The following is a 21,894-nucleotide window of genomic DNA, read 5'->3' as shown; positions in this document are numbered from 1 at the left end:
GGCTTCTCCCGGAGCCGGACGTTCCCTCGGGGCCGGACGTTCCCCCCGGGGCCGGCCGTTCAGAGCCAGCCGTTGCGCTTCAGCATGCGGTGGATGCCCAGACAGAGGGCCACCGTGACGCCGAGGACGAGCGGATAGCCGTACTTCCAGTGGGTCTCCGGCATGTAGTCGAAGTTCATGCCGTACACCCCGCAGACCATCGTCGGCACGGCGATGATGGCGGCCCACGAGGTGATCTTGCGCATGTCCTCGTTCTGCGCCACGGACGCCTGCGCGAGATTGGCCTGGAGGATGGAGTTGAGCAGCTCGTCGAAGCCGATCACCTGCTCGTGCACCCGGGCCACGTGGTCGGCGACGTCCCGGAAGTACTTCTGGATCTCCGGGTCGACCAGCCGCATCGGCCGCTCGCTGAGCAACTGCATGGGCCGCAGCAGTGGCGACACCGCCCGCTTGAACTCCAGTACCTCGCGCTTGAGTTGGTAGATCCGGCCGGCGTCCGTGCCGCGCGGGGTGCCGCCCCGGCCCGGCGAGAACACCTCCGTCTCCACCTCGTCGATGTCGTCCTGCACCGCGTCGGCGACCGCGAGGTAGCCGTCGACGACATGGTCGGCGATGGCGTGCAGGACGGCCGAGGGGCCCTTGGCCAGCAGTTCGGGGTCCTCCTGGAGGCGGTGCCGCAGGGCCCGCAGGGAGCCCTGGCCGCCGTGCCGGACGGTGATGAAGAAGTCCCGGCCGGTGAAGCACATCACCTCGCCGGTCTCGACGACCTCGCTGCTGGAGCTGAGCCGGTCGTGGTCGAGGTAGTGGATGGTCTTGAAGACCGTGAAGAGCGAGTCGTCGTAGCGCTCCAGCTTGGGCCGCTGATGGGCCTGGACCGCGTCCTCCACGGCCAGCGGATGCAGCCCGAACTCGCGTGCGATACCCGCGAATTCGTCCTCGGTCGGCTCGTGCAGGCCGATCCACACGAAGCCCGCGTCACGGCGCACCAGGCGCATGGCCTCCGGTGGGGTGAGCGGGCTCTCGGTGGCCACGCGCCGGCCGTCGCGGTAGATGGCGCAGTCGACGACCGCGGTGGTCGTCGCCGGATCGCGGGTGCTGTCGTAGGGGGCGCTGCTCTCCTTGCGCGGCGAGACACGGGAGGGGCGGACCACGGCGCGCAGGTCGCGGATCATCGACAAGGCGGGCTCCTTCGCGGAACGGGCAACGAAAGGCGCCGGTACGACGGGTGGAACCACCCGGAATGAGGACGTCCTGACCAGGGATTCTCCCTGCCTCGGAGAAGAGTTGAGGCGCAGGATGTTTGGCACGTCCACAAAGCGGGGAGCACCGAACCGTCGCGGTGGCGAGTTCCGTCGCTGATACAGCTGCTGGGGCAGATCAGGCACAACGAAACGAGATGCTCTTCCGGTGAAGACGCGATGGTGAGGGGTGGCAGCCGGTACGGAGTGGCTGCGTCAGCGAGTGGAAGAGCGGGTGCTACTGCACGGTCGACTTCGGTCCATGCCAGCCCCACCTCCTCCGGCCGGTCCCTCGTGAGGGACGATCCTCATCCCCTGAGGGGATTCAGGGGAGTCCCCCGCGGGGGGAAGCGTCACATCGGGGTTCGGGACGCGGACCGACTCTCCCAGCGCACTGAGGCGACGCCCTGAGGTGAGGCCCTCAAGGCCTGGGCGGTGCCTGGGCGGCCTCCTGCGTGCTGCCCCGAACCACCGGGCCAGGGTAGCAGCCGACCGATGTGTCAAGGCGCCGCTTCGCCTGCTACCGGCGAGTTCTATGCTCGCCGTATGGCTGATGTTCTTCCTCTGGTCGAGGCCCGGTTGCGTACGACTCTGGGCGAACCGGACGCACGCGCGGCGGTCACCTTCCTGGGTACGGACCGCTTCGAGGTGCTGCGTTTCCGCGAGGGAGGCATCGTGCGCTACGCCACCCTCGGCATGTCCGCGCAGCCCATGGCCGACCCCACGGCGGTGGTCGCGGACCCCGTCGCGGGCCCGCGCGTGGAGCTGCTGCTGTCCGTACGAGACGGTCTCGCCGACACCGACAAGGTGCTCCGTCCGCTCGCCGTGCTCGCGGCGTCCCCGCAGGTCGAGGGCGTGGTCGTGGCCCCCGGCGCCTCCCTCGACGTCGGTGAACCGCTGTGGCCCGGGGCCCCGTTCACCTCGGTGCTGGTGGCCGAGCCGGGCGGTCTGGTGGAGGACCTGGAGCTCGACGAGCCCCTGGATCCCGTACGGTTCCTGCCGCTGCTGCCGATGACTCCGAACGAGGCGGCCTGGAAGCGGGTGCACGGCGCCCAGGCGCTCCAGGAGCGCTGGCTGGCCCGGGGCACGGACCTGCGGCATCCCGCCCGCGCCTCCGTCTCGCTGGAGTGAGCAAGCTCACCCCGCTCCTCCTCGCCAACTGGCCGCTTCCTGGACGACGTTGACGGGAGGGCTCAGAGTGTCGTCCGGGCCGGTGGGCCGGAGCGGACGACCGGACGGGCCGAGCGGGGAGTGTCCGGTTCCGGGTGACCGGTTCGGTCCGGACGGGTGATCGTCCTTGACGTGAGGGTGCCGGGGTAGGACCGTGGGGCCCTATGAGGGGCGAACCCAGTTGCCCGAAGTGTGGTGGCCGGGTCAGGGCTCCCGGCCTCTTCTCCGATGCGTGGCAGTGTGATGTGCACGGTGTGGTGCATCCGGTCCAGCCCGTGATACCGCCGAGCGTCGACGCCCTCAACGTCGTCGTGCGGCGCACCCGGGTGCCGGTGTGGATGCCGTGGCCGCTGCCGGTGGGCTGGCTGTTCACCGGTGTGGCCTCGGCGGGTGACGACCGCGGCGGCGGCCGGGCCACCGCCGTCGCCTGCACCGGGCCCGGACCGCTCGGCGGCATGGGTGAACTCGTCCTCGTGGCCGAGGAACTCGGCGTCGGGCTGGGTGCGCGGTACGCGGGCGTCGACGGCCCGGACCCCGGCCCGTATCTGAACGTCGAGAAGCCCGCCGAGACCAAGGTGCTGGCCGCCGGCCGGCCGACCCCGCTCTGGCACGTCTCCAAGGCGCCGGACGACCGGGCGGTCTTCGCGGGCGAGGCGCTCGGGATGTGGCTGTGGGCGGTGCTCTGGCCCGAGCAGTCCGGGCTCCTGATGTACGACGAACTGGTCCTCACCGACCTCCGGGACGCCGGGGCCGAGGTGGGACTGGTGCCCTGCGGGGCGCTGTCACCGCGGCTGATGGAGACGAGACCGTAGGTCCTCGCGCGGTGGGAGCGCGATGGGATGCGGTAGGGGGCGCAGGGCGGGTTCGGGTGTGACCGGGGTGTCCGGAAATACGGTTATCCTGAGGCGTCCCTGTCCGTCGGCCACCGCTTGGAGGAACGCGTCGTGCGTATCGATCTGCACACCCACTCCACCGCGTCCGACGGCACGGACTCCCCGGCCGGTCTGGTCCGCAAGGCCGCCGCTGCGGGTCTCGACGTCGTCGCGCTGACCGACCACGACACCACCCGCGGTCACGCCGAGGCCCTCGCCGCGCTCCCTGCGGGGCTCACGCTGGTGACCGGCGCCGAGCTCTCCTGCCGGCTCGACGGTATCGGCATGCACATGCTGGCCTACCTCTTCGACCCCGCGGAGCCGGCCCTGCTCGCCGAGCGCGAGCTGGTCCGGGACGACCGGGTGCCGCGGGCCCGGGGCATGGTCGCCAAGCTGAACGCCCTGGGTGTGCCCGTCACCTGGGAGCAGATCACGCGGATCGCCGGCGACGGCTCGGTGGGCCGCCCGCACGTGGCCACCGCACTCGTCGAACTGGGCGTGGTGGCGAGCGTGAGCGACGCGTTCACCCCGCAGTGGCTGGCCGACGGCGGCCGGGCCCACATGGAGAAGCACGAGACGGACCCCTTCGAGGCGCTCCGGCTGATCAAGGGCGCGGGCGGGGTCGCGGTGTTCGCCCACCCGGCCGCCGCCAAGCGCGGCCGGACCGTACCGGAGTCCGCGCTGGCCGCGCTGGCCGAGGCCGGCCTCGACGGCATCGAGGTCGACCACATGGACCACGACCCCGAGACCAGGGCGCGACTGCGCGGCCTCGCGAAGGAACTGGGACTGCTGGTGACCGGGTCCAGCGACTACCACGGCAGCCGGAAGAGCTGCGAGCTCGGCGAGTTCACGACGGACCCCGAGGTGTACGGCGAGATCACGCGGCGCGCGACCGGCGCGTTCCCGGTGCCGGGGGCCGGCGGAGCCTGAGTCCCACGCCCACTCGCCCCACTCGTTCCTCCGGCTCGTTCATCGGGCTCTTCCCTCGAGCGCTCCGCGCTCGCTCGTTCTCAGCAAGGCACTCATGTTCGACGTCGCCGTCTTCGGCTCCCTTTTCCTGACCCTTTTCGTCATCATGGATCCCCCGGGGATCACCCCGATCTTCCTGGCCCTGACCGCGGGGCGGCCCGCCAAGGTGCAGAGGCGGATGGCCTTCCAGGCGGTCTGCGTGGCCGGTGGGGTGATCGTCCTGTTCGGGCTGGTCGGGCAGCAGATCCTCGACTACCTGCACGTGTCCGTACCGGCGCTGATGATCGCGGGCGGGCTGCTGCTCCTGCTGATCGCGCTCGACCTGCTCACCGGCAAGACCGACGAGCCCCAGCAGACCAAGGACGTCAACGTCGCGCTGGTCCCGCTCGGCATGCCGCTGCTGGCCGGTCCCGGAGCGATCGTTTCGGTCATCCTCGCCGTGCAGGAGGCGGACGGCACGACCGCCCAGGTGTCGGTGTGGGCGGCGATCCTCGCCGTCCACGTCGTGCTGTGGCTGGTCATGCGGTACTCGCTGCTGATCATCCGGGTCATCAAGGACGGCGGGGTGGTCCTGGTGACGCGCCTCGCGGGCATGATGCTCTCCGCGATCGCCGTGCAGCAGATCATCAACGGGGTCACACAGGTGATCCAGGGCGGCTGACCGTCCCGGGGTGCACGTCCCGCGTCATGGAGCGGGTGTGCCGGCCGGGCGGATCCACAGGCGCTGCCCGATGGCGGCGGCCTGCTGGACGATACGGTTGACGGAGGCGGCCTCCACCACGGTGCTGTCCACGGCGGTGCCGTCGATGTCGTCGAGTCGCATGATCTCGAAGTGCAAGCACTTCTCCCTTCATTGGCCGTCCTCCCGAGGGAGGACGACGGGGTGGACGGCCACGGGCCGGACCGGCTCGTGTGCCGTCAGTAATAAACGAGTGAAATCCGCAGAACATTCCCTACGTCAAGGGAATAATTCGATCGACCGCGGGCTGATCGGGCACCGACGGATGGGTGTTTCGAAGGGGACCGACCGGGACCGGTTGTGTTCGCACAGTGACCGCCAGGACAATAGAGATGATGAACGATGACCTCGCGGAGCTGAACTCCCGTATCGACCGCACGAACGAGCTGCTGCAGCGCATGCTCGCCGAGGTGGCGAAGACGCCCTCGACACACGCGATCTTCGTCGACGCCGGCTACCTGTACGCGGCGGCGGGGCGGCTGGTGGCCGGGACGGAGGACCGCAGGGCCTTCGACCTCGACGCCGAGGGATTCATCGACGCGCTCATCGACCGGGCCCGCACCATCTTCGCGGACAGCAGGCTGCTGCGCGTCTACTGGTACGACGGGGCCCGGCGCCGCATCCACACCGCCGAGCAGCAGACCATCGCGGAGCTCCCCGACGTCAAGGTCCGCCTCGGCAACCTCAACGCCAACAACCAGCAGAAGGGCGTCGACTCCCTGATCCGCTCCGACCTGGAGTCACTGGCCCGGTACCGCGCCATCAGCGACGCGGCCCTGCTGGGCGGTGACGAGGACCTGGTCCCGGCGGTCGAGGCCGCCCAGGGGTACGGCGCCCGCGTCCACCTCTGGGGCATCGAGGCCCCCGAGGGGCGCAACCAGGCCGAGCCCCTGCTCTGGGAGGTCGACAGCCAGCGCACCTTCGAACTCGACTTCTTCAAGCCGTACGTCTCCCGGCGCACGGCCCCCGCGTACGAGCCCGCGACAGGCCGGCCCACCCGCGAGGACGTCCGTTTCGTCGGTGCGCAGATCGCCGCGAAGTGGCTCGCCGAACGGGGCCGGGACACGCTGGTGGAACTGCTGCCCGGCCACCCCTACCTGCCCGGCTCGGTCGACCAGGACCTGCTGGTGGAGGCCGAGGGCCTGCTGCAGTACTCCCTGCGCGGCCAGGCGGACCTGAGACGCGCGCTGCGCGACGGCTTCTGGTCCCACCTCCAGGCGCAGTACTAGACGGCACGCCCCGGCCCGTGCCGGCCGTGGTGCGGGGTGTCGTCGCCGTCGTCGTGGAGCCGGTCCCAGAACGCGGCGAGGGCGTGTGCCGTGGGCGCGGGCCGGTCGACGTTGGGGGAGTGCTCGGCGCCGGCGACGACCGTGCGGTGCGCGTTCAGCCGTACGGCCATGGCGTCCAGGTCCGGCACCGGCCAGGTGTCGTCGTGCGCACCCGACAGCACATGGAACGGCAGTGGCACGGCGGCGAGTTCGGCGACCCGGTCCGGCTCCGTACACAACTGCCGCCCGGTGGCCAGTAGTTGTGCAGGCCTGGTGGCCAACCAGCGGCGGCGCAGGTGCTCCTGGCCACCGAGCCCACGGGCGGGGCCGCCGACCTCCTCCGGCGGGCCCATGGCCAGGATCGCCTCCCAGCACTGCGCCATCGACATCCGGTCGAGCGCCTCCCGCAGCAGCTTCACGCGCTGCTCCTGGGAGACCGAGATCCGGGCGGGGCCCGACGAGATCAGGGTGAGCGAACGGAACGGGGAGTGGTCCTCGAGCACGGCCGCACGGGCGATCTGGCCGCCGAGCGAGTGCCCGACGAGGTGCAGCGGCGCAGCCGCGCCGAGCGCCTCCGCCTGCGCGAGCACATCCTGCGCCAACTCGGCCTGGGCATAAGCGGATTCGTCGTCAGCGGGGCCGTCCGACTCGTACTGTCCCCGCCCGTCCACGGCGATGCTGCGGTATCCGTGTGCGGCGAGCGGCCCGTGCAGCAGCGTGAAGTCCTCCTTGCTGCCCGTGAACCCGGGCAGTGCCAGCACGACCCCCTTCGGCTGGGCCCCGTCGGCCGGTGGCACGTCGACGACGGCGAACTCCCCACGGGACGTGCGAAGCCGGTACGCCCGCGCGCCGGTGGGTGGGGCGGAGGCTGGGGCCGGGGTCGGAGGGGGAACGGAAGCGGGGGTGGGGTGGCTGGTCACGGGGTGAGGGTAGCGGGCAGCAGGGGCCGGCCGACGCCGACGGCCCGGCCCCACGGGTGGGGGACCGGGCCGTCGGTGTGGTGCGTCAGGCCTCCGTGGGCTCCGCGGTGGCCGGGGCGGCGGTCTTGCGGGTGCGGCGGACCCGGGGCTTAGCCTCGGCCGTCTCCGCCTCCGGCACGGCCTGCGCCGGGATGCCGGTCGCGGTCGTACCGGCCTCGGTGGCCGCGGCGGTCTTGCGGGTGCGGCGACGCGGCTTGGGCTCGGCGGCCTCGACGGCTTCAGCGGTGTCGAGCACGGTCGCGGCGGCTGCCGTCTTCCGGGTGCGCCGGGGCTTGACCTCGGCCGTGGCGTCCACCGCGGCCTCCGGCTCCTGCACGGCGGTGGCCGCCTTGCGGGTGCGGCGCGGCTTGACCTCGGCGGCCTCGGCCGTGTCCACGCCCGTCTCGGCCGGGGCGGCGGTCTTGCGGGTGCGGCGGACCCGGGGCTTCGCCTCGGCGGTCTCCGCCTCCGCCTCCGGGGCGGTCTGCGCCGGGATGCCGGTCGCGGTCGTACCGGCCTCGGTGGTCGCGGCGGCGGCCGTCTTCCGCGTCCTGGTGCGCCGGGGCTTCGTCCCGGTCGCCTCCGCGGCGGATTCGGTGGCCTCCTCGACGGTGTCCACCACTGCCTCGGCCGCAGGGGCCGTGGCAGCCGTGGCCTTGCGGGTCCGGCGGCGGCGCGGCGCTGCCGGCGCCTCCGGAGCGTCTTCGACCACGCTGCCCTCGACCGCGCCGCCCTCGACCGTCGCGACAGCCGACTCGGCGGGATCGACGTGCTCGGCGGCGGACTCGGCGGACCGCGCGGGCCCGGTGGACTCGACCGCGGTCACCGGGGCGGTCGTCGCCTCGGAGGCCGCCCCACCACGCGTACGGCGCCGACGGCGCGGGGTGCGGGGTGCCGTACCGGTGTCGGCCTCATCGGTGCCCTCGACGGCCGGGGCCGCCGGCTGCGCCGATTCGTCCAGCGGGGCACCACCGCGCGTACGGCGCCGGCGGCGCGGCGTACGGGCCGGACGCTCACGCTCGGAGTCACCCCGACCGTTCCGGTCGTTCCGCTCGCTCCGGGCACCGCGACCGCCGCGCGGACCACGGCCGCCCGGCTCACCCAGGTCCTCCAGCTCCTCCGCGTCGAGCCCGGCACGGGTGCGCTCCGAGCGCGGCAGGACACCCTTCGTCCCCTCGGGGATGCCGAGGTCGGTGAACAGGTGCGGGGAGGTGGAGTACGTCTCCGGCGGGTCGCTGAAGCCCAGGTCCAGTGCCTTGTCGATCAGCTGCCAGCGCGGGATGTCGTCCCAGTCGACCAGGGTGATCGCCGTACCCTTCGCCCCCGCGCGGCCCGTCCGGCCGATGCGGTGCAGATACGTCTTCTCGTCCTCGGGTGACTGGTAGTTGATGACGTGCGTCACCCCCTCGACGTCGATGCCGCGGGCGGCGACGTCGGTGCAGACGAGCACGTCCACCTTGCCGTTGCGGAAGGCGCGCAGCGCCTGCTCACGGGCGCCCTGGCCGAGGTCGCCGTGGACCGCGCCGGAGGCGAAGCCGCGCTGCCCCAGCTGGTCGGCGAGGTCGGCGGCGGTGCGCTTGGTGCGGCAGAAGACCATGACCAGCCCCCGGCCGTCGGCCTGCAGTATCCGCGAGACCATCTCGGGCTTGTCCATGTTGTGCGCGCGGTAGACGAACTGCGTGGTGTTCGCGACCGTCGCGCCCTCGTCGTCCGGCGCGGTGGCGCGGATGTGCGTGGGCTGCGACATGTAGCGGCGGGCCAGCCCGATGACCGCGCCCGGCATGGTGGCCGAGAACAGCATGGTCTGGCGGCGCGCCGGAAGCAGGTTGATGATCTTCTCGACGTCGGGCAGGAAGCCCAGGTCGAGCATCTCGTCGGCCTCGTCGAGGACGAGGGCCTTGACGTGCTTCAGGTTCAGCTTCTTCTGCCCCGCCAGGTCGAGCAGCCGGCCCGGGGTGCCGACGATCACGTCGACGCCCTTCTTCAGGGCCTCGACCTGGGGCTCGTAGGCCCGGCCGCCGTAGATCGCGGTGACGCGTACGTTGCGCACCTTGCCGGCGGTCAGCAGGTCGTTGGTGACCTGCGTGCACAGCTCGCGGGTGGGGACGACGACCAGCGCCTGCGGGGTGTCGGTGAGGTCCTCGGGCTTCGCGCGCCCGGCCTCCACGTCCGCCGGGACGGTCACGCGCTCGAGGAGCGGAAGGCCGAAGCCGAGCGTCTTTCCGGTGCCGGTCTTGGCCTGGCCGATGACGTCCGTGCCCGACAGGGCCACGGGGAGCGTCAGTTCCTGGATGGGGAAGGGGGTGGTGATGCCGACGGCTTCCAGGGCTTCGGCGGTCTCGGGGAGGATCCCGAGCTCTCGGAACGTAGTCAGGGTGCTGCCTCTTCTGTGTACGCGGTGCGAGGCGAGCGCGGGGGTCGTCTATGGACCGTGCCGGGGACGTCGGCTGCCTTACGGGAATGCCGTAGGGCACGGGACCACTACCGACGCTCTAGCGCTCGTACCGCTGAGGGTCCCTCCGATCGTCGTACGCACTGTGCCGTACGGTCAGGGAGAGCGGTCGGGGCGGAGCCGATCGGGCCTCCGACCGGGCATCCTCATACATACGCCCCGTCGAACACGACAAAGTATTCGGCAGGCGCATTACCACCATACCCCGAATTCGCGCACACGCCATGGCCGATTTGGCCACGTAGTCGTCGTCACACCTGTTGACCAGCACCTTCCGGCCCTCGATCAGCGGGCTATTGTGCGGTTTATGACGAGCTCTGACAAGCCTGACCCCGCCGAGGACACCCCCGACACCCCGGCCGCACCCACCGGCATCGCCGCCCTGGACTGGACGGCCGCCTCCGCCGAGCCGCAGTACCGCGCCGCCGTCGTGGATCTGCTCGGCGCGCTCGCGTACGGAGAGCTCGCGGCGTTCGAGCGGCTCGCGGAAGACGCCAAGCTGGCTCCCACGCTGGCGGACAAGGCGGAACTGGCCAAGATGGCGTCGGCCGAGTTCCACCACTTCGAGCGGCTGCGCGACCGGCTGGCCGAGATCGGCGAGGAGCCGACTGCCGCCATGGAGCCGTTCGTCGCCGCGTACGAGGGCTTCCACAAGCAGACGGCGCCCTCCGGCTGGCTCGAAGGGCTCGTCAAGGCCTACGTGGGCGACTCCATCGCCAGTGACTTCTACCGGGAGGTCGCGGTCCGGCTGGACTCCGACACCCGGGCGCTGATGCTGACCGTGCTCGACGACACCGGGCACGGCGGCTTCGCCGTGGAGAAGGTGCGCTCGGCGATCGACGCGGACCCGCGCCTGGGCGGACGGCTCGCGCTGTGGGCACGCCGGCTGATGGGTGAGGCGCTGTCCCAGTCGCAGCGGGTGGTGGCCGACCGGGACGCGCTGTCGACGATGCTCGTCGGCGGTGTCGCGGACGGCTTCGACCTCGCGGAGGTCGGCAGGATGTTCTCCCGGATCACCGAGGCCCACACCAAGCGGATGGCCGCCCTGGGGCTGGCGGCCTGAGGGAGCCGCCCCGGTCAGCTCCCGTGCCGACGTCGGCGGCCGGTCAGGCGGTCGCCGACCGGCCGCGGAGTCTGCCCGCGGGACGCAGCAGCAGCGACATCGAGGCCACGGAGACGATCGCGGCGCCGGACAGGACCGTCAGCGGGCCGCCCGCGTCCAGCGCGCTGTGGGTGATCAGCGCGCCGAAGACGGCCCCGGCCACGCCCGTCGGCAGGACCAGCGCGCGGGCGGGGAGGCGGTGCGGGAGACGGCGCGTGGCCGCCCAGGCCAGGGCCAGGCCGAGGATCGCTGAGCTGAGCGTTTCCAAGAACATGTCGGGGGTCCCTCCCACATGGCCGGCCTGAGCGCATCGGTCGTAGCCCGACTTACCCCTGACCTGCGAAACCCAACCCTCCTCTGTACGCGACCTGTGCTCCATCGGTGAAGGGCGGGGCGGCGGGAGGCGGCGGGGAAGAAGGCTGGCGACGCCGGGGGGAACGGCAAGGGGAGAAGGGCCGAACGGGTAACGGTGCGGGAAGGGCCGAGAGGTGCCGGGAGGCGCCGAGAGGTACCGAGGAGAGTCCGAGAAGGGCCGAGAGGGACACGGAAGGGCCCGGCGGTGTCGAGAATCCGAGACCGCCGGGCCCTTCCGCTGTCTGCCGGTCGTCGCCTACAGCGCGCCGAAGCCCACTTTGCGCGGGGCCGGCTCACCGATCTCGATATACGCGAGACGGTCGGCCGGGACCAGGACCTTGCGGCCGTGCTCGTCCACGAGAGTCAGCAGCTGCGACTTTCCGGCCAGCGCCTCGGCCACCACGCGCTCGACCTCCTCGGCGCTCTGACCGCTCTCCAGAACGATCTCGCGGGGCGCGTGCTGCACGCCGATCTTGACCTCCACGGCTATGTCCCTCCGACGGTCAGTGAAGTGCGCGACCTTCCGCGCCGTACCCAGCACACATTAGCCCGGTGAGGGGATGTGCACGCTCAGCCCCCGCAACGCCAGGAGCGAACAGCCGAGGGGAACAAAATGCTCCCCGTTCACCCGGCAACGCCCCCGGGAGCCGTCAGAACTGCTGCTCGTTGCCGTGCAGCGGGAATCCGGCGATGCCCCGCCAGGCCAGCGAGGCCAGCAACTGCACCGCCTGGTCGCGGGGCACGGTGCGGTCGCTGTGCAGCCAGGACCGCGCCACCACCTGGGCCAGACCGCCCAGCCCCGAGGCGAGCAGCATCGACTCCTCGCGCGACAGGCCGGTGTCCTCGGCGATGACGTCGCAGATCGCCTCGGCGCAGTCGTTGGTGACCCGGTCGACGCGCTCGCGCACCGCGGGCTCGTTCGTCAGGTCCGACTCGAAGACCAGGCGGAAGGCCCCGCCGTCGTCCTCCACGTACGCGAAGTAGGCGTCCATGGTCGCCCGTACGCGCTGCTTGTTGTCGTTCGTCGACGCGAGCGCGTGGCGCACCGACTGGATCAGCGCCTCGCAGTGCTGGTCCAGCAGGGCCAGGTAGAGATCGAGTTTGCCCGGGAAGTGCTGGTAGAGCACCGGCTTGCTGACGCCCGCACGCTCGGCGATGTCGTCCATCGCCGCCGCGTGGTAGCCCTGCGCGACGAATACTTCCTGGGCGGCGCCCAGCAACTGGTTCCGTCGGGCACGGCGCGGCAGGCGTGTGCCCCTCGGGCGCACGGCCTCTGTCTGCTCGATGGCTGTCACGCCGCCTCCCCTTCTCGTCCACGTGCGGTGTGAGCCGCGCCGCCATCGTACTTTTCGGTAACCGTGGTGTGCGCGCTGAGGGCGCAGAATTTCACGGACCGGACTGTGGTGAAAGAGTCACGGACCGTTTCAAAGCCTGACAATGAGGGCAGGATGGGACCTCCCTCCCGGACGGTGCCGCCTTGTTCCGGCACCGTCGCCTTCACCGGTGGTCGTCACTTTCACCGGTAGTCCTCCTCGTGGAGGGAGACGACCCTGGCCTGCTCGGCCAGGTCCGCCTCGTTGGCGCGGTCGGCGTCGGCTCCGGTCAGCGGGTCGTCGCGGTCCTGCTCGAGGTCCGCGCGCTGCTCGGCCGCGTCGACCTCGGGTGCCTCGACGTCGTACTCCTGGTCCTCGAGAGCGTCCTCGGTTTCCTCGAACGTCTCGGGGTCGGTGGGATCTATGGCCATGGCTGGGCTCCCTTCCTATGGACGTCCCCGGAAAATGCGGGGCCACGTACGGGTGCCCTCGGTATGAGCCTAGGAGACACCCGATCCGGGCGCTATGCGATCCGCGATCGGGTTGTGACACGGTGCGCACAGTCGGGGCCCGCGGTGGCCGGCCGATGTCCGGAGCTTCCCCTGTGATCGCGAACACACGAGCTCCCGTGTGATCGTCTCGTAACATTGCGGCATGTCCTCGACCGACCTGCCGTCCGTGCCGCCCGCGACCGTGCTGCCCAGGGTGGCCGCCGTCAGGGTCGCGGAGGGCGAGCGCCTCAGATCGGTCGAACTGCCCGGCGTCACCCTGTCGGTGCGGTCGAGGCCCCCCGCACGTGAGGGCCTGCCGGCCGCGCTCCACATCCACGGGCTGGGAGGATCGTCGCAGAACTGGTCGGCGTTGATGCCGCACCTGGACGACGTCGTCGACAGCGAGGCGGTCGACCTTCCGGGCTTCGGCGACTCGCCGCCCCCGGACGACGGCAACTACTCGATCTCGGCGCACGCGCGCGCGGTGATCCGCTATCTCGACTCTTCCGGGCGCGGCTCCGTCCACCTCTTCGGCAACTCGCTGGGCGGCGCGGTCGCCACCCGCGTCGCCGCGGTACGCCCCGACCTCGTCCGCACGCTCACGCTGGTGTCACCGGCCCTGCCCGAGCTGCGGGTGCAGCGCACCGCGGTGCCCACGGGACTGCTGGCGGTGCCCGGAGTCGCCCGGCTCTTCACCCGGATCACCCAGGAGTGGTCGGCGGAGCAGCGCGTCCGCGGCGTCGTCGCCCTCTGCTACGGGGACCCCGCGCAGGTGTCGCCGGAGGCGTTCGGCAACGCCGTGCAGGAGATGGAGCGGCGACTGCGGCTGCCGTACTTCTGGGACGCCATGGCGCGCTCCGCGCGGGGACTCGTCAACGCGTACACCCTGGGTGGTCAGCACGGTCTGTGGCGCCAGGCCGAGCGGGTGCTCGCGCCGACGCTGCTGCTGTACGGCGGCCGGGACCAACTCGTCGGCTTCCGCATGGCCGGGCGCGCGGCCCGTGCGTTCCGCGACTCCAGACTGGTCACCCTGCCCGACGCGGGGCACGTGGCGATGATGGAATACCCCGAGGTCGTGGCCGCTGCTTTCCGTGAACTCCTCGCGGATGCAACGGATTCAGCGGTCAAGGGGGATACTTTGGAGCCAGGCGCGAAGGGCGCTTCGGGCTCGGCCGCCGGCACCGCTGCGGACGAGGCCGCCGACGGCGGGGCCACCGCCGAGAACCTGAGGGGCTGAGGCACCAGGTGGGACGCCACAGCCGTCGCGGACCCGCCCCCAAGGGGGGCGCCGCGGATCCGGCGGCACGTGCCGACCGGAGGTCCCGGGGCGGCCGGGGCAGTGACGGCCGGGGAGGAGCCCGCCCGGACGGCCTGGTTCCGCCGAGCCGTGGAGCGCCGGACCACGGCCCGCCCGCGGGGTACGGGCCTCCTGTTCACGGGGCGCCACGTCTGCCGGACGGGTGGCTCCCGGACGGGACACCCGCGCCCGGAGTGCCGCGCATGCCCGACGGCACCCCCGTCCACGGCGTTCCGCGCGTCCGTGATGGCGGGCATCCCGAGCAGCGGGAACCCGGCGGTGGCTGGGGCGAGTTGAGGGGGCCGCACCCGGGAGCCGGGTATCCCGGGTACCCGGGGCATCCCGGGCCGGCCGACGGGGGCGTGTCCCTGCCGCGACAGCGCCAGGCGCCTTTCGAGGGGCCGTGGGAAGCGCGGGGTCCGCGCGGACCCCGCGATCCGCGCGGACCGCGACAGGACTACCTCGACGCCTTCGGCGAGGAGGGCGGCCTCTTCACGCCCCGCGACCCGGCCCACCGGACCTTCGCGACGGACTCCGCGTACGCGACGGACCCCTACGCCGCCGTCACCGGTGGGGACACCGCGTCGGCAGCCCGTGCCCCGGCCGACCGTGACGACGCGTCACCCGCCGGAGCGCCGGCGGAGACCAAGGGCGCCAAGGGGCGCGCGTTCACCGGGATCGCGGCCGCCGCCGTGACCACCGTGCTGGCCGTCGTCGTGGCGGGCCAGGTCGCCGACGAACCCGACGCCGCCGCCGACGACGTACAGGCGCAGTCCGCCATCGACCAGTCGGCGCGCGACATCCGGGACTCCGGCTCGCGCGGGGCCGGGCGGGACGAGGCCTCGGAGGCGCCGTCCGACGCCGTGCCGTTGACGTACGAGCAGAAGATGGAGAAGAAGTACCCGATCGCCGACTCCCTCGCGGGTTCGGGGAAGTTCGACGCGATCCCCGGGATCGACAAGGCGCGGGGCACGGGGCAGAAGCTCACCTACCGCGTCGATGTGGAGCAGGGGCTCGGCCTCGACGGCGAACTCTTCGCCGAGGCGGTGCGGCGGACGCTCGACGACAACCGCAGCTGGTCGCACAACGGCGCCCGTGCCTTCGAGCGCATCCACTCGGGCCGCCCCGACTTCGTCATCACGCTCGCCAGCCCCGGGACGACCGCCGACTGGTGCGCCAGGTCCGGACTCGACACCACGGTGGACAACGTCTCCTGCGACTCGGCGGCCACCGAGCGCGTGATGATCAACGCGTTCCGGTGGGCGCAGGGCGCCGAGACGTACGGCGAGGAGCTTCTCGCCTACCGGCAGATGCTGATCAACCACGAGATCGGCCACCGCCTGGGGTACAACCACCTCACCTGCGACAAGGACGGCGATCTGGCCCCGGTCATGCAGCAGCAGACCAAGTTCCTCGACCACGGCGGAATCAGCTGCCGGCCGAACCCCTGGCCCTATCCGAAGGGCTGACGCCCCGGCCGGGCACGCCGGTCGCGTCCGGCGCCGGTCGATCGCACATCTGATCGCATAGCGCGACCGAACGCGTCCCGTGCGGGAAAGTTACGACCGTTCACCCCTTTTGATGGTGCGACGGACAACCGTCCATCACACCCCCACCTTGTCCGCATACGTTCGTCCCGCTGCGAGCCGTCGGACCAACGGCGGCTCCCCATACGGGAGATCGGGGGTGCACTCGTGCGCATCGGACTGCTTACGGAGGGTGGCTATCCGTATGTGGGCGGTGACGCCGGACTCTGGTGCGACCGTCTCGTGCGCGGACTCGGGCACCACGAGTTCGACGTCTACGCGTTCAGCCGCAGCCAGGCCCAGGAAGACGCCGGCTGGGTACCGCTGCCGCCGCAGGTCACCAGGGTGCGCACCGCGCCGCTGTGGACGACCGAGGACGACGGGGTGGTGCACGGCAGGCGCGCGCGCCGGCGATTCACCGAGCACTACGGCGAACTCGCCGCCGTGCTCAGCGCGGCGGACCCCGCGGCGACCCGCGCCCCGGCCGAGGCGGACCGTTTCGCCCACGCTCTGTACGGCCTCGCCGAACTGGCCCACGACGAGGGCGGTCTCGACGCCGCCCTCCGCTCCGAGACCGCCGTACGCATCCTGGAACGCGCCTGTCGCGCGCCCCGCGTGCTGCGCGCCGCGCGGGAGGCCCGGGTACCGGACCTGCTGACCGTGGCCGCCCGTCTGCAGCACGCCCTGCGCCCCCTCTCGCTCGACTGGTACGAGGAGGACGGGCTCGGCGCGGTCGACCTGTGTCACGCCGCCTCCGGCGGCACGGCCGCCCTGCCGGGCCTGCTCGCCGGACACTTCTTCGACGTCCCCCTGCTGGTGACCGAGTACGGCGTGCGGCTGCGCACGCACTACCTGACCCGCCCGGACGCCCCACCGGCGGTCCGGTCCCTGCTCGCGGCCTTCCACGGCCGGCTCGCCGCCGAGACCTACCGGCGGGCCGCGTTCGTCACCCCGGGCAACACCCACGCCCGTCGCTGGCAGGAACGCTGCGGTGCCGACCGGGCGAGGATCCGCACCGTCCACCCCGGAATGGACGCCACGCCCTTCGTGGAGGCGGAGGAGTCCCCGGAGCACGCGAACCCGGACACCCTCGTGTGGACCGGCCGGGTGGAGCCCGCCAAGGACCTGGTCTCCCTGCTGCACGCGTTCTCCGGCATCCGCGCCGAGGTGCCCGGAGCCCGCCTGCGGATCATCGGCGGACCGGCCGGCCCGGTGGGCGCCGCCTACCTGGAGCACTGCCGGGCGTTGGCCGCGCGCCTCTTCCCGGGCGGAGCCGAGGGCGGCCCGCACCCCGCCGGCACCGGTCCGGTGTCCTTCGAGGAGATCGGCGGCCCGGAACCCACCGTCCGGGCCGAGGCGTACGCCTCGGGCGCCGTGATCGTCCTGTCGAGTGTCGTCGAGGGGTTCCCGGACGGTCTCGTCGAGGCGATGCTCTCCGCCCGCGCGACGGTGTCCACGGACGTCGGCGCGGTGGTCGAGGTCATCGGCGGAACCGGTCTCGTCGTACCGCCCCGCGACCCGCGGGCGCTCGCCGAGGCATGCGTCGCGCTGCTGCGCGACCCCGAGCGCCGGGCGCGCCTCGGCGCCGCCGCGCGCGCCCGCGCACTCGAACTGTTCACCGTCGAGCAGAACGTCGCCGCGTTCCACGACCTGTACCTGGAGATCGCGGCGCACAGCCCGGTCCACCGCGTCCTGCTGAACGACACCGGTGACCCCCTGCCCTTCGCCACCCCCGCCGAGGTCCACGTCCCCGTCGACCGGACCGGCCCCGCCTCCCGCCCGCCGTTCCGCACCGCCCCCGCCTGGGCCACCGGCACCCCCGAGCGGGCCACGGACGTCCTGAGGCCGCCCACCCCGGCGTCGGCCACCCCGGTGCCGGCCACTCCACTGGTCCCCGCGACGGAGGCGGCACGATGACCGGACTCGACGAACTGGACCGGGACCCGGCCCGGCCCGCCGCCACCCGCCCGGGCACCGCCGACCCCGTGAAGGCGCTGCTGCACCGCCACCGAGAGCTGTGCGAACGTGCCGTGGACCCCCTGGAGATCGCGGCGGGCCTGGAGGCGCACGGCGTCACCGACCGGACCGCCGCACGCTTCCGGCACCGGGACGTCTTCTCCCTCGCGGAGGAGCTGTACGCCCGGATCCCCCGCGACCACGACGCCCCCGGCCCCTCCGCCACCGCCGCCCCCGAGATCCGCGTCGGCTGGATCGCCCTCACGCTGCTCCCCGGGGCCCTCGGTGTGGCGTCGGTGACCGCCCTGCGCCTCACCCACGGCCAGACCCGCCTCTACGCGGTCGCCGTGGGCGTGCTCGCCGTAGCCCTGGCCGCACGCGCGGTCCTGCGCCGGGGCCCGCTCGGCGCCGCCCGCCCACCCGCCCCCGGTACGGCGACGTGGACCTGCTGGCTCATCGGCTACGCCGTCCTGGGCGACGGCCTGCTCCACACCGCGATCGCCGGTGGCCCCGACGGCCCGCCCACCGGCGCCGTCGACGGAGACTGGCCGCTCACCGTCGCCCCGGTCCTGGCGCTCACCCTGGCCTGCGCCCCCGGCGCCTGGGGCGCGGGCCTGTTCACCGCACGGGCCCGCCGCGGACTCGCGACCAGCCGAGGCCTCGAAGACTTCACCGCCTCCGTCCGCCCCCTGCTGTTCGGCGTCCTCGCACTGTTCCTGTGTGCTCTGGCCGTTCTCCTCTCCCTCTGCGCCACGGCCCTGGACGAGCCCTTCACCCCCTTCGAGGTGCTCTCCCTGGGCGCCCTCCTCTTCCTGGCCCGCCTCCTCGCCCTCCACGGCTTCACCCGTGCCCCGAAGGTGGTCCTCGTCGCCGCCGTCCTGGCCCAGGCAGCCGCCCCGGCCACGGTCTTCGCGGCCCGCCTCCCCGGCTGCGGCGCGCTGGCCACCCCCGTGGAAAGCCTGGTCGCAGCCTGGGGTCCCGCCGCGGTCCCCGCCCTCACCTGTGGCGCGGCGGCCCTGACCCTCCTGATCCACGCAACCCGCACACTCCCCCGAGCCTCGGCGCACGTCCGGCCGCAGGCACCCCTGCAAGGAGATCCCACATGACCACCCGCCCAGCGGCCCCGGCCGCCACAGGAGCCGCCCGATGAGAGTCCTGCTGATCGGAGCCAACGGGTACATCGGCCGTTTCGTCGCCGACCGTCTGCTCGCCGACCCGGCCGTCCAGCTCACCGTCCTCGGCCGCGGCGACGACGCCGACGTCCGCTTCGACCTCGCCACCGGCAGCCCCGGCGCGCTCACCCGGTTCCTCGACGCCGTCCACCCCGGTGTGGTGGTCAACTGCGCCGGTGCCACCCGTGGCGGGGCCCGGGAACTCACCCGGCACAACACCGTCGCCGTCGCCACCGTGTGCGAGGCCCTGCGCCGCAGCGGCTGCGGCGCCCGCCTCGTGCAGATCGGCTGCAGCGCGGAGTACGGCCCCAGCCAGCCCGGTTCCTCCACGGCGGAGGACGCCGTCCCCCGTCCCGGTGGCCCGTACGGCGTCAGCAAGCTCGCCGCGACCGAACTGGTTCTCGGCTCCGGGCTGGACGCCGTGGTCCTGCGGGTCTTCTCACCCGCGGGGCCCGGCACCCCCGCCGGCTCCCCGCTCGGCCGCCTCGCCGAGGCGATGCGGCGCGCCATGCAGTCCGGCGAGGGCGAGCTGAAGCTCGGCGGTCTCGGTGCCCAGCGCGACTTCGTCGACGTCCGGGACGTGGCCCGTGCCGTGCACGCCGCCTCGCTCTCCGCCGCGCAGGGGGTCATCAACATCGGCTCGGGCCGTGCCGTCCGCCTGCGGGACGCCGCCGCGGTCCTCGCCCGCGTGGCCGGATACGGCGGGGTCCTCCACGAACTCGACGGCCCGCCCGGTGTCCAGGCCGCCCACGGCATCCACACCACCCACGCCACCCACACGGGCCATACCGCCCACACCCCGCATCTCAGGCCGGGCATCGGCCACCCGCGGAGCGAGTCCGACCACCACGCGGCGTCGGTCGCGTACCCGTACCCGGACGGCTGCGGCAGCTGGCAGCAGGCGGACGTGCGCACCGCGCGCGACCGGCTCGGCTGGCGCCCCAGGATCAACCTCGAGGAGTCCCTCGCCGACATCTGGATGGAGGCGGCGTGTCGTATCTGATCCCCGAGGCCGGAGCCGGCACCGGCACTGATACCGGCGTCCGTACCGGCTTCGGCGTCCCCGGTCTGGCGCACCCCCTCCTCGCCCCGGCCGAGTGGAACGCGCTCACCCGCCCGGGGGCCGGGGGCCCTCTGCACTGGGTCGTTCTGAACGTGGCCAACGGTCCCGGCGTGCGACCCGACCCGCACTGCCTGGAGGCAGCCGGCCGGCTGCGCAACGCCGGTGTCCGCGTCCTGGGCCATCTCGACTCGGCCTACGGTCTGAGCGGCTCCGGCGAGCTGATCTCCAAGGCCCACCGGTTCATCGACTGGTACCAGGTCGACGGATTCCTCCTGGACCGCTGCCCCGCGGACCGGGCCGCGCTCCCCGAGGTCCGGCGGACGGTCGGCGCACTCCGCGTGATCCGTGACGATGCCCACATCGTCCTCGGCCACGGCACCCACCCGTACCCGGGCCACGCCGAGATCGCGGACCAACTGGTCACCTTCTCCGGCCCGTGGAGCGACTACCGCTGGTCGCAGGTGGCGGAGTGGACCGCCGACCATCCGCCCGAGCGGTTCTGCCACTTCGTCCACGGAGTGCCCGGACCGCACCTGGAGGAGGCGCTGCGCATCGCCCGCTGGCAGGGCGCCGCGACCGTCTACCTCACCGACCGCACGGCCCGTGACGGCCGGACCGACCCCTGGGAACCGCTGCCCGGCTACTGGGACGATCTCGTCTCGCGCATCGGGATGGGTGTCTCGGAATGAAAAAGGCCGTGGCAGTGTTGGGGGGAGAACAACCGTAGTGATTGACCGACCAACGGAGTCCCCGTGTCGTTGCCACCCCTGGTCGAGCCGGCCCCCGAGCTCACCGTAGACGAGGTTCGCAGGTACTCCCGCCACCTGATCATCCCCGATGTGGGGATGGACGGGCAGAAGCGGCTGAAGAACGCCAAGGTGCTGTTCGTCGGCGCCGGCGGCCTGGGTTCGCCAGGACTGATGTACATGGCCGCGGCGGGCGTGGGCACGCTCGGCATCGTGGAGTTCGACGAGGTCGACGAGTCGAACCTGCAGCGGCAGGTCATCCACAGCCAGGCCGACATCGGCCGGCCGAAGGCCGAGTCCGCACGGGACACGATCAAGGGCATCAACCCGTACGTGAACGTGGTCCTGCACGAAGAGCGGCTCGAGTCCGACAACGTGATGGGCATCTTCAGCCAGTACGACCTGATCATCGACGGCACGGACAACTTCGCGACCCGCTACCTGGTCAACGACGCGTGCGTGCTGCTGAACAAGCCCTACGTCTGGGGTTCGATCTACCGCTTCGACGGCCAGGCCTCCGTCTTCTGGTCCGAGCACGGTCCCTGCTACCGCTGCCTCTACCCGGAGCCCCCGCCCCCCGGCATGGTCCCCTCCTGCGCCGAGGGCGGCGTCCTGGGCGTGCTGTGCGCGTCGATCGGCTCCATCCAGGCCAACGAGGGCATCAAGCTCCTCGCCGGCATCGGTGAGCCGCTGGTCGGCCGCCTGATGATCTACGACGCCCTGGAGATGCAGTACCGCCAGGTCAAGGTCCGCAAGGACCCCGACTGCGCGGTCTGCGGCGAGAACCCGACCGTCACCGAGCTCATCGACTACGAGGCCTTCTGCGGCGTCGTCTCCGAGGAGGCCCAGGCGGCGGCCGCCGACTCCACGATCACTCCCAAGCAGCTCAAGGAGTGGATCGACGAGGGTGAGAACATCGAGCTCATCGACGTCCGTGAGCCGAACGAGTTCGAGATCGTCTCCATCCCCGGCGCCCGGCTGATCCCGAAGAACGAGTTCCTCATGGGCAACGCCCTGGAGAGCCTGCCGCAGGACAAGAAGATCGTCTTGAACTGCAAGACGGGTGTCCGCAGTGCGGAAGTCCTCGCGGTCCTGAAGTCCGCGGGCTTCGCCGACGCCGTCCACCTCGGCGGCGGCGTGGTCGGCTGGGTCAACCAGATCGAGCCGTCGAAGCCGATCTACTGACCCCGGTCCACCACCGCGATGC

At 72.3% G+C, this 21,894-nt stretch carries 21 protein-coding genes; 13 read left to right on the top strand and 8 right to left on the bottom strand.

Annotation, left to right across the window (positions count from 1 at the left end; all coding sequences use genetic code 11):
• Positions 1-59: 59 nt before the first annotated feature.
• Positions 60-1,178, bottom strand: a complete 1,119-nt coding sequence (locus tag PYS65_RS12285; RefSeq protein ID WP_279333990.1) for a magnesium and cobalt transport protein CorA — start codon at positions 1,176-1,178, stop codon at positions 60-62.
• A 606-nt stretch (positions 1,179-1,784) separates the two neighbouring features.
• Here PYS65_RS12285 and PYS65_RS12280 point away from each other — a divergent pair.
• The 4 genes from PYS65_RS12280 to PYS65_RS12265 all read left to right on the top strand — a co-directional run bounded on the left by PYS65_RS12280 (position 1,785) and on the right by PYS65_RS12265 (position 4,910).
• Complete coding sequence (locus PYS65_RS12280) at positions 1,785-2,369, top strand: suppressor of fused domain protein (RefSeq protein ID WP_279333989.1); 585 nt, start codon at positions 1,785-1,787, stop codon at positions 2,367-2,369.
• A 203-nt stretch (positions 2,370-2,572) separates the two neighbouring features.
• The gene (locus tag PYS65_RS12275) at positions 2,573-3,220 is read left to right on the top strand and encodes a DUF6758 family protein (protein WP_279333988.1); all 648 of its coding nucleotides are present in this window, start codon (positions 2,573-2,575) and stop codon (positions 3,218-3,220) included.
• Between the two features lie 132 nt (positions 3,221-3,352).
• The gene (locus tag PYS65_RS12270) at positions 3,353-4,210 is read left to right on the top strand and encodes a PHP domain-containing protein (RefSeq protein ID WP_279333987.1); all 858 of its coding nucleotides are present in this window, start codon (positions 3,353-3,355) and stop codon (positions 4,208-4,210) included.
• A 94-nt stretch (positions 4,211-4,304) separates the two neighbouring features.
• On the top strand, positions 4,305-4,910 hold the full coding sequence (locus tag PYS65_RS12265; protein WP_279333986.1) for a MarC family protein: 606 nt from the start codon (positions 4,305-4,307) through the stop codon (positions 4,908-4,910).
• Between the two features lie 24 nt (positions 4,911-4,934).
• Here PYS65_RS12265 and PYS65_RS12260 read toward each other — a convergent pair whose 3' ends face one another.
• Positions 4,935-5,087: a hypothetical protein gene (locus PYS65_RS12260; RefSeq protein ID WP_279333985.1), complete on the bottom strand. Its 153-nt coding sequence runs from the start codon at positions 5,085-5,087 to the stop codon at positions 4,935-4,937.
• 236 nt (positions 5,088-5,323) lie between these two features.
• On the opposite strand from PYS65_RS12260, the gene PYS65_RS12255 reads away from it, so the two are divergent.
• Positions 5,324-6,217, top strand: a complete 894-nt coding sequence (locus tag PYS65_RS12255) for an NYN domain-containing protein (RefSeq protein ID WP_279333984.1) — start codon at positions 5,324-5,326, stop codon at positions 6,215-6,217.
• On the opposite strand, the gene PYS65_RS12250 is transcribed toward PYS65_RS12255, so the two are convergent.
• On the bottom strand, positions 6,214-7,176 hold the full coding sequence (locus tag PYS65_RS12250; RefSeq protein ID WP_279333983.1) for an alpha/beta fold hydrolase: 963 nt from the start codon (positions 7,174-7,176) through the stop codon (positions 6,214-6,216). The genes PYS65_RS12255 and PYS65_RS12250 overlap by 4 nt on opposite strands.
• Positions 7,177-7,261: 85 nt before the next feature.
• A complete protein-coding gene (locus PYS65_RS12245) occupies positions 7,262-9,487 on the bottom strand; it encodes a DEAD/DEAH box helicase (RefSeq protein WP_279333982.1) in 2,226 nt (741 codons plus the stop codon).
• A 487-nt stretch (positions 9,488-9,974) separates the two neighbouring features.
• On the opposite strand from PYS65_RS12245, the gene PYS65_RS12240 reads away from it, so the two are divergent.
• Complete coding sequence (locus tag PYS65_RS12240; protein ID WP_279333981.1) at positions 9,975-10,730, top strand: ferritin-like fold-containing protein; 756 nt, start codon at positions 9,975-9,977, stop codon at positions 10,728-10,730.
• A gap of 43 nt (positions 10,731-10,773) precedes the next feature.
• On the opposite strand, the gene PYS65_RS12235 is transcribed toward PYS65_RS12240, so the two are convergent.
• The 4 genes from PYS65_RS12235 to PYS65_RS12220 all read right to left on the bottom strand — a co-directional run bounded on the left by PYS65_RS12235 (position 10,774) and on the right by PYS65_RS12220 (position 12,867).
• Positions 10,774-11,043 carry a hypothetical protein gene (locus tag PYS65_RS12235; RefSeq protein ID WP_279333980.1) on the bottom strand — a complete coding sequence of 90 codons (270 nt, stop codon included), beginning with the start codon at positions 11,041-11,043 and terminating at the stop codon, positions 10,774-10,776.
• Positions 11,044-11,379: 336 nt separating this feature from the next.
• Positions 11,380-11,607 carry a DUF3107 domain-containing protein gene (locus tag PYS65_RS12230; RefSeq protein WP_279333979.1) on the bottom strand — a complete coding sequence of 76 codons (228 nt, stop codon included), beginning with the start codon at positions 11,605-11,607 and terminating at the stop codon, positions 11,380-11,382.
• 166 nt (positions 11,608-11,773) lie between these two features.
• Complete coding sequence (locus PYS65_RS12225; RefSeq protein WP_279333978.1) at positions 11,774-12,418, bottom strand: TetR/AcrR family transcriptional regulator; 645 nt, start codon at positions 12,416-12,418, stop codon at positions 11,774-11,776.
• A 221-nt stretch (positions 12,419-12,639) separates the two neighbouring features.
• Positions 12,640-12,867, bottom strand: a complete 228-nt coding sequence (locus PYS65_RS12220; protein ID WP_279333977.1) for a hypothetical protein — start codon at positions 12,865-12,867, stop codon at positions 12,640-12,642.
• A 223-nt stretch (positions 12,868-13,090) separates the two neighbouring features.
• Here PYS65_RS12220 and PYS65_RS12215 point away from each other — a divergent pair, with 223 nt between their 5' ends.
• From PYS65_RS12215 to moeZ, 7 genes are all read left to right on the top strand, one after another.
• Positions 13,091-14,164 carry an alpha/beta fold hydrolase gene (locus PYS65_RS12215; protein WP_279333976.1) on the top strand — a complete coding sequence of 358 codons (1,074 nt, stop codon included), beginning with the start codon at positions 13,091-13,093 and terminating at the stop codon, positions 14,162-14,164.
• Positions 14,165-14,172: 8 nt separating this feature from the next.
• On the top strand, positions 14,173-15,693 hold the full coding sequence (locus PYS65_RS12210; protein WP_279333975.1) for a DUF3152 domain-containing protein: 1,521 nt from the start codon (positions 14,173-14,175) through the stop codon (positions 15,691-15,693).
• A 225-nt stretch (positions 15,694-15,918) separates the two neighbouring features.
• Positions 15,919-17,667: a DUF3492 domain-containing protein gene (locus PYS65_RS12205; protein WP_279333974.1), complete on the top strand. Its 1,749-nt coding sequence runs from the start codon at positions 15,919-15,921 to the stop codon at positions 17,665-17,667.
• The gene (locus tag PYS65_RS12200; RefSeq protein ID WP_279333973.1) at positions 17,664-18,812 is read left to right on the top strand and encodes a hypothetical protein; all 1,149 of its coding nucleotides are present in this window, start codon (positions 17,664-17,666) and stop codon (positions 18,810-18,812) included. Before PYS65_RS12205 ends, PYS65_RS12200 begins: the two co-directional genes overlap by 4 nt.
• A gap of 40 nt (positions 18,813-18,852) precedes the next feature.
• On the top strand, positions 18,853-19,881 hold the full coding sequence (locus tag PYS65_RS12195) for an SDR family oxidoreductase (RefSeq protein WP_279333972.1): 1,029 nt from the start codon (positions 18,853-18,855) through the stop codon (positions 19,879-19,881).
• Positions 19,869-20,630 (top strand): spherulation-specific family 4 protein, encoded by a 762-nt coding sequence (locus tag PYS65_RS12190; protein WP_387038565.1) that lies wholly within the window; start codon positions 19,869-19,871, stop codon positions 20,628-20,630. Before PYS65_RS12195 ends, PYS65_RS12190 begins: the two co-directional genes overlap by 13 nt.
• Positions 20,631-20,693: 63 nt before the next feature.
• Positions 20,694-21,872 (top strand): adenylyltransferase/sulfurtransferase MoeZ, encoded by a 1,179-nt coding sequence (moeZ, locus tag PYS65_RS12185; RefSeq protein ID WP_279333971.1) that lies wholly within the window; start codon positions 20,694-20,696, stop codon positions 21,870-21,872.
• Positions 21,873-21,894: the final 22 nt, after the last annotated feature.

Origin of the sequence: Streptomyces cathayae (assembly GCF_029760955.1) — a bacterium.
Taxonomy (GTDB): Bacteria; Actinomycetota; Actinomycetes; order Streptomycetales; family Streptomycetaceae; genus Streptomyces; species Streptomyces cathayae.
The sequence above is the reverse complement of the archived record's forward strand: the minus strand, read 5'-3'. Positions and strand labels throughout refer to the sequence as shown.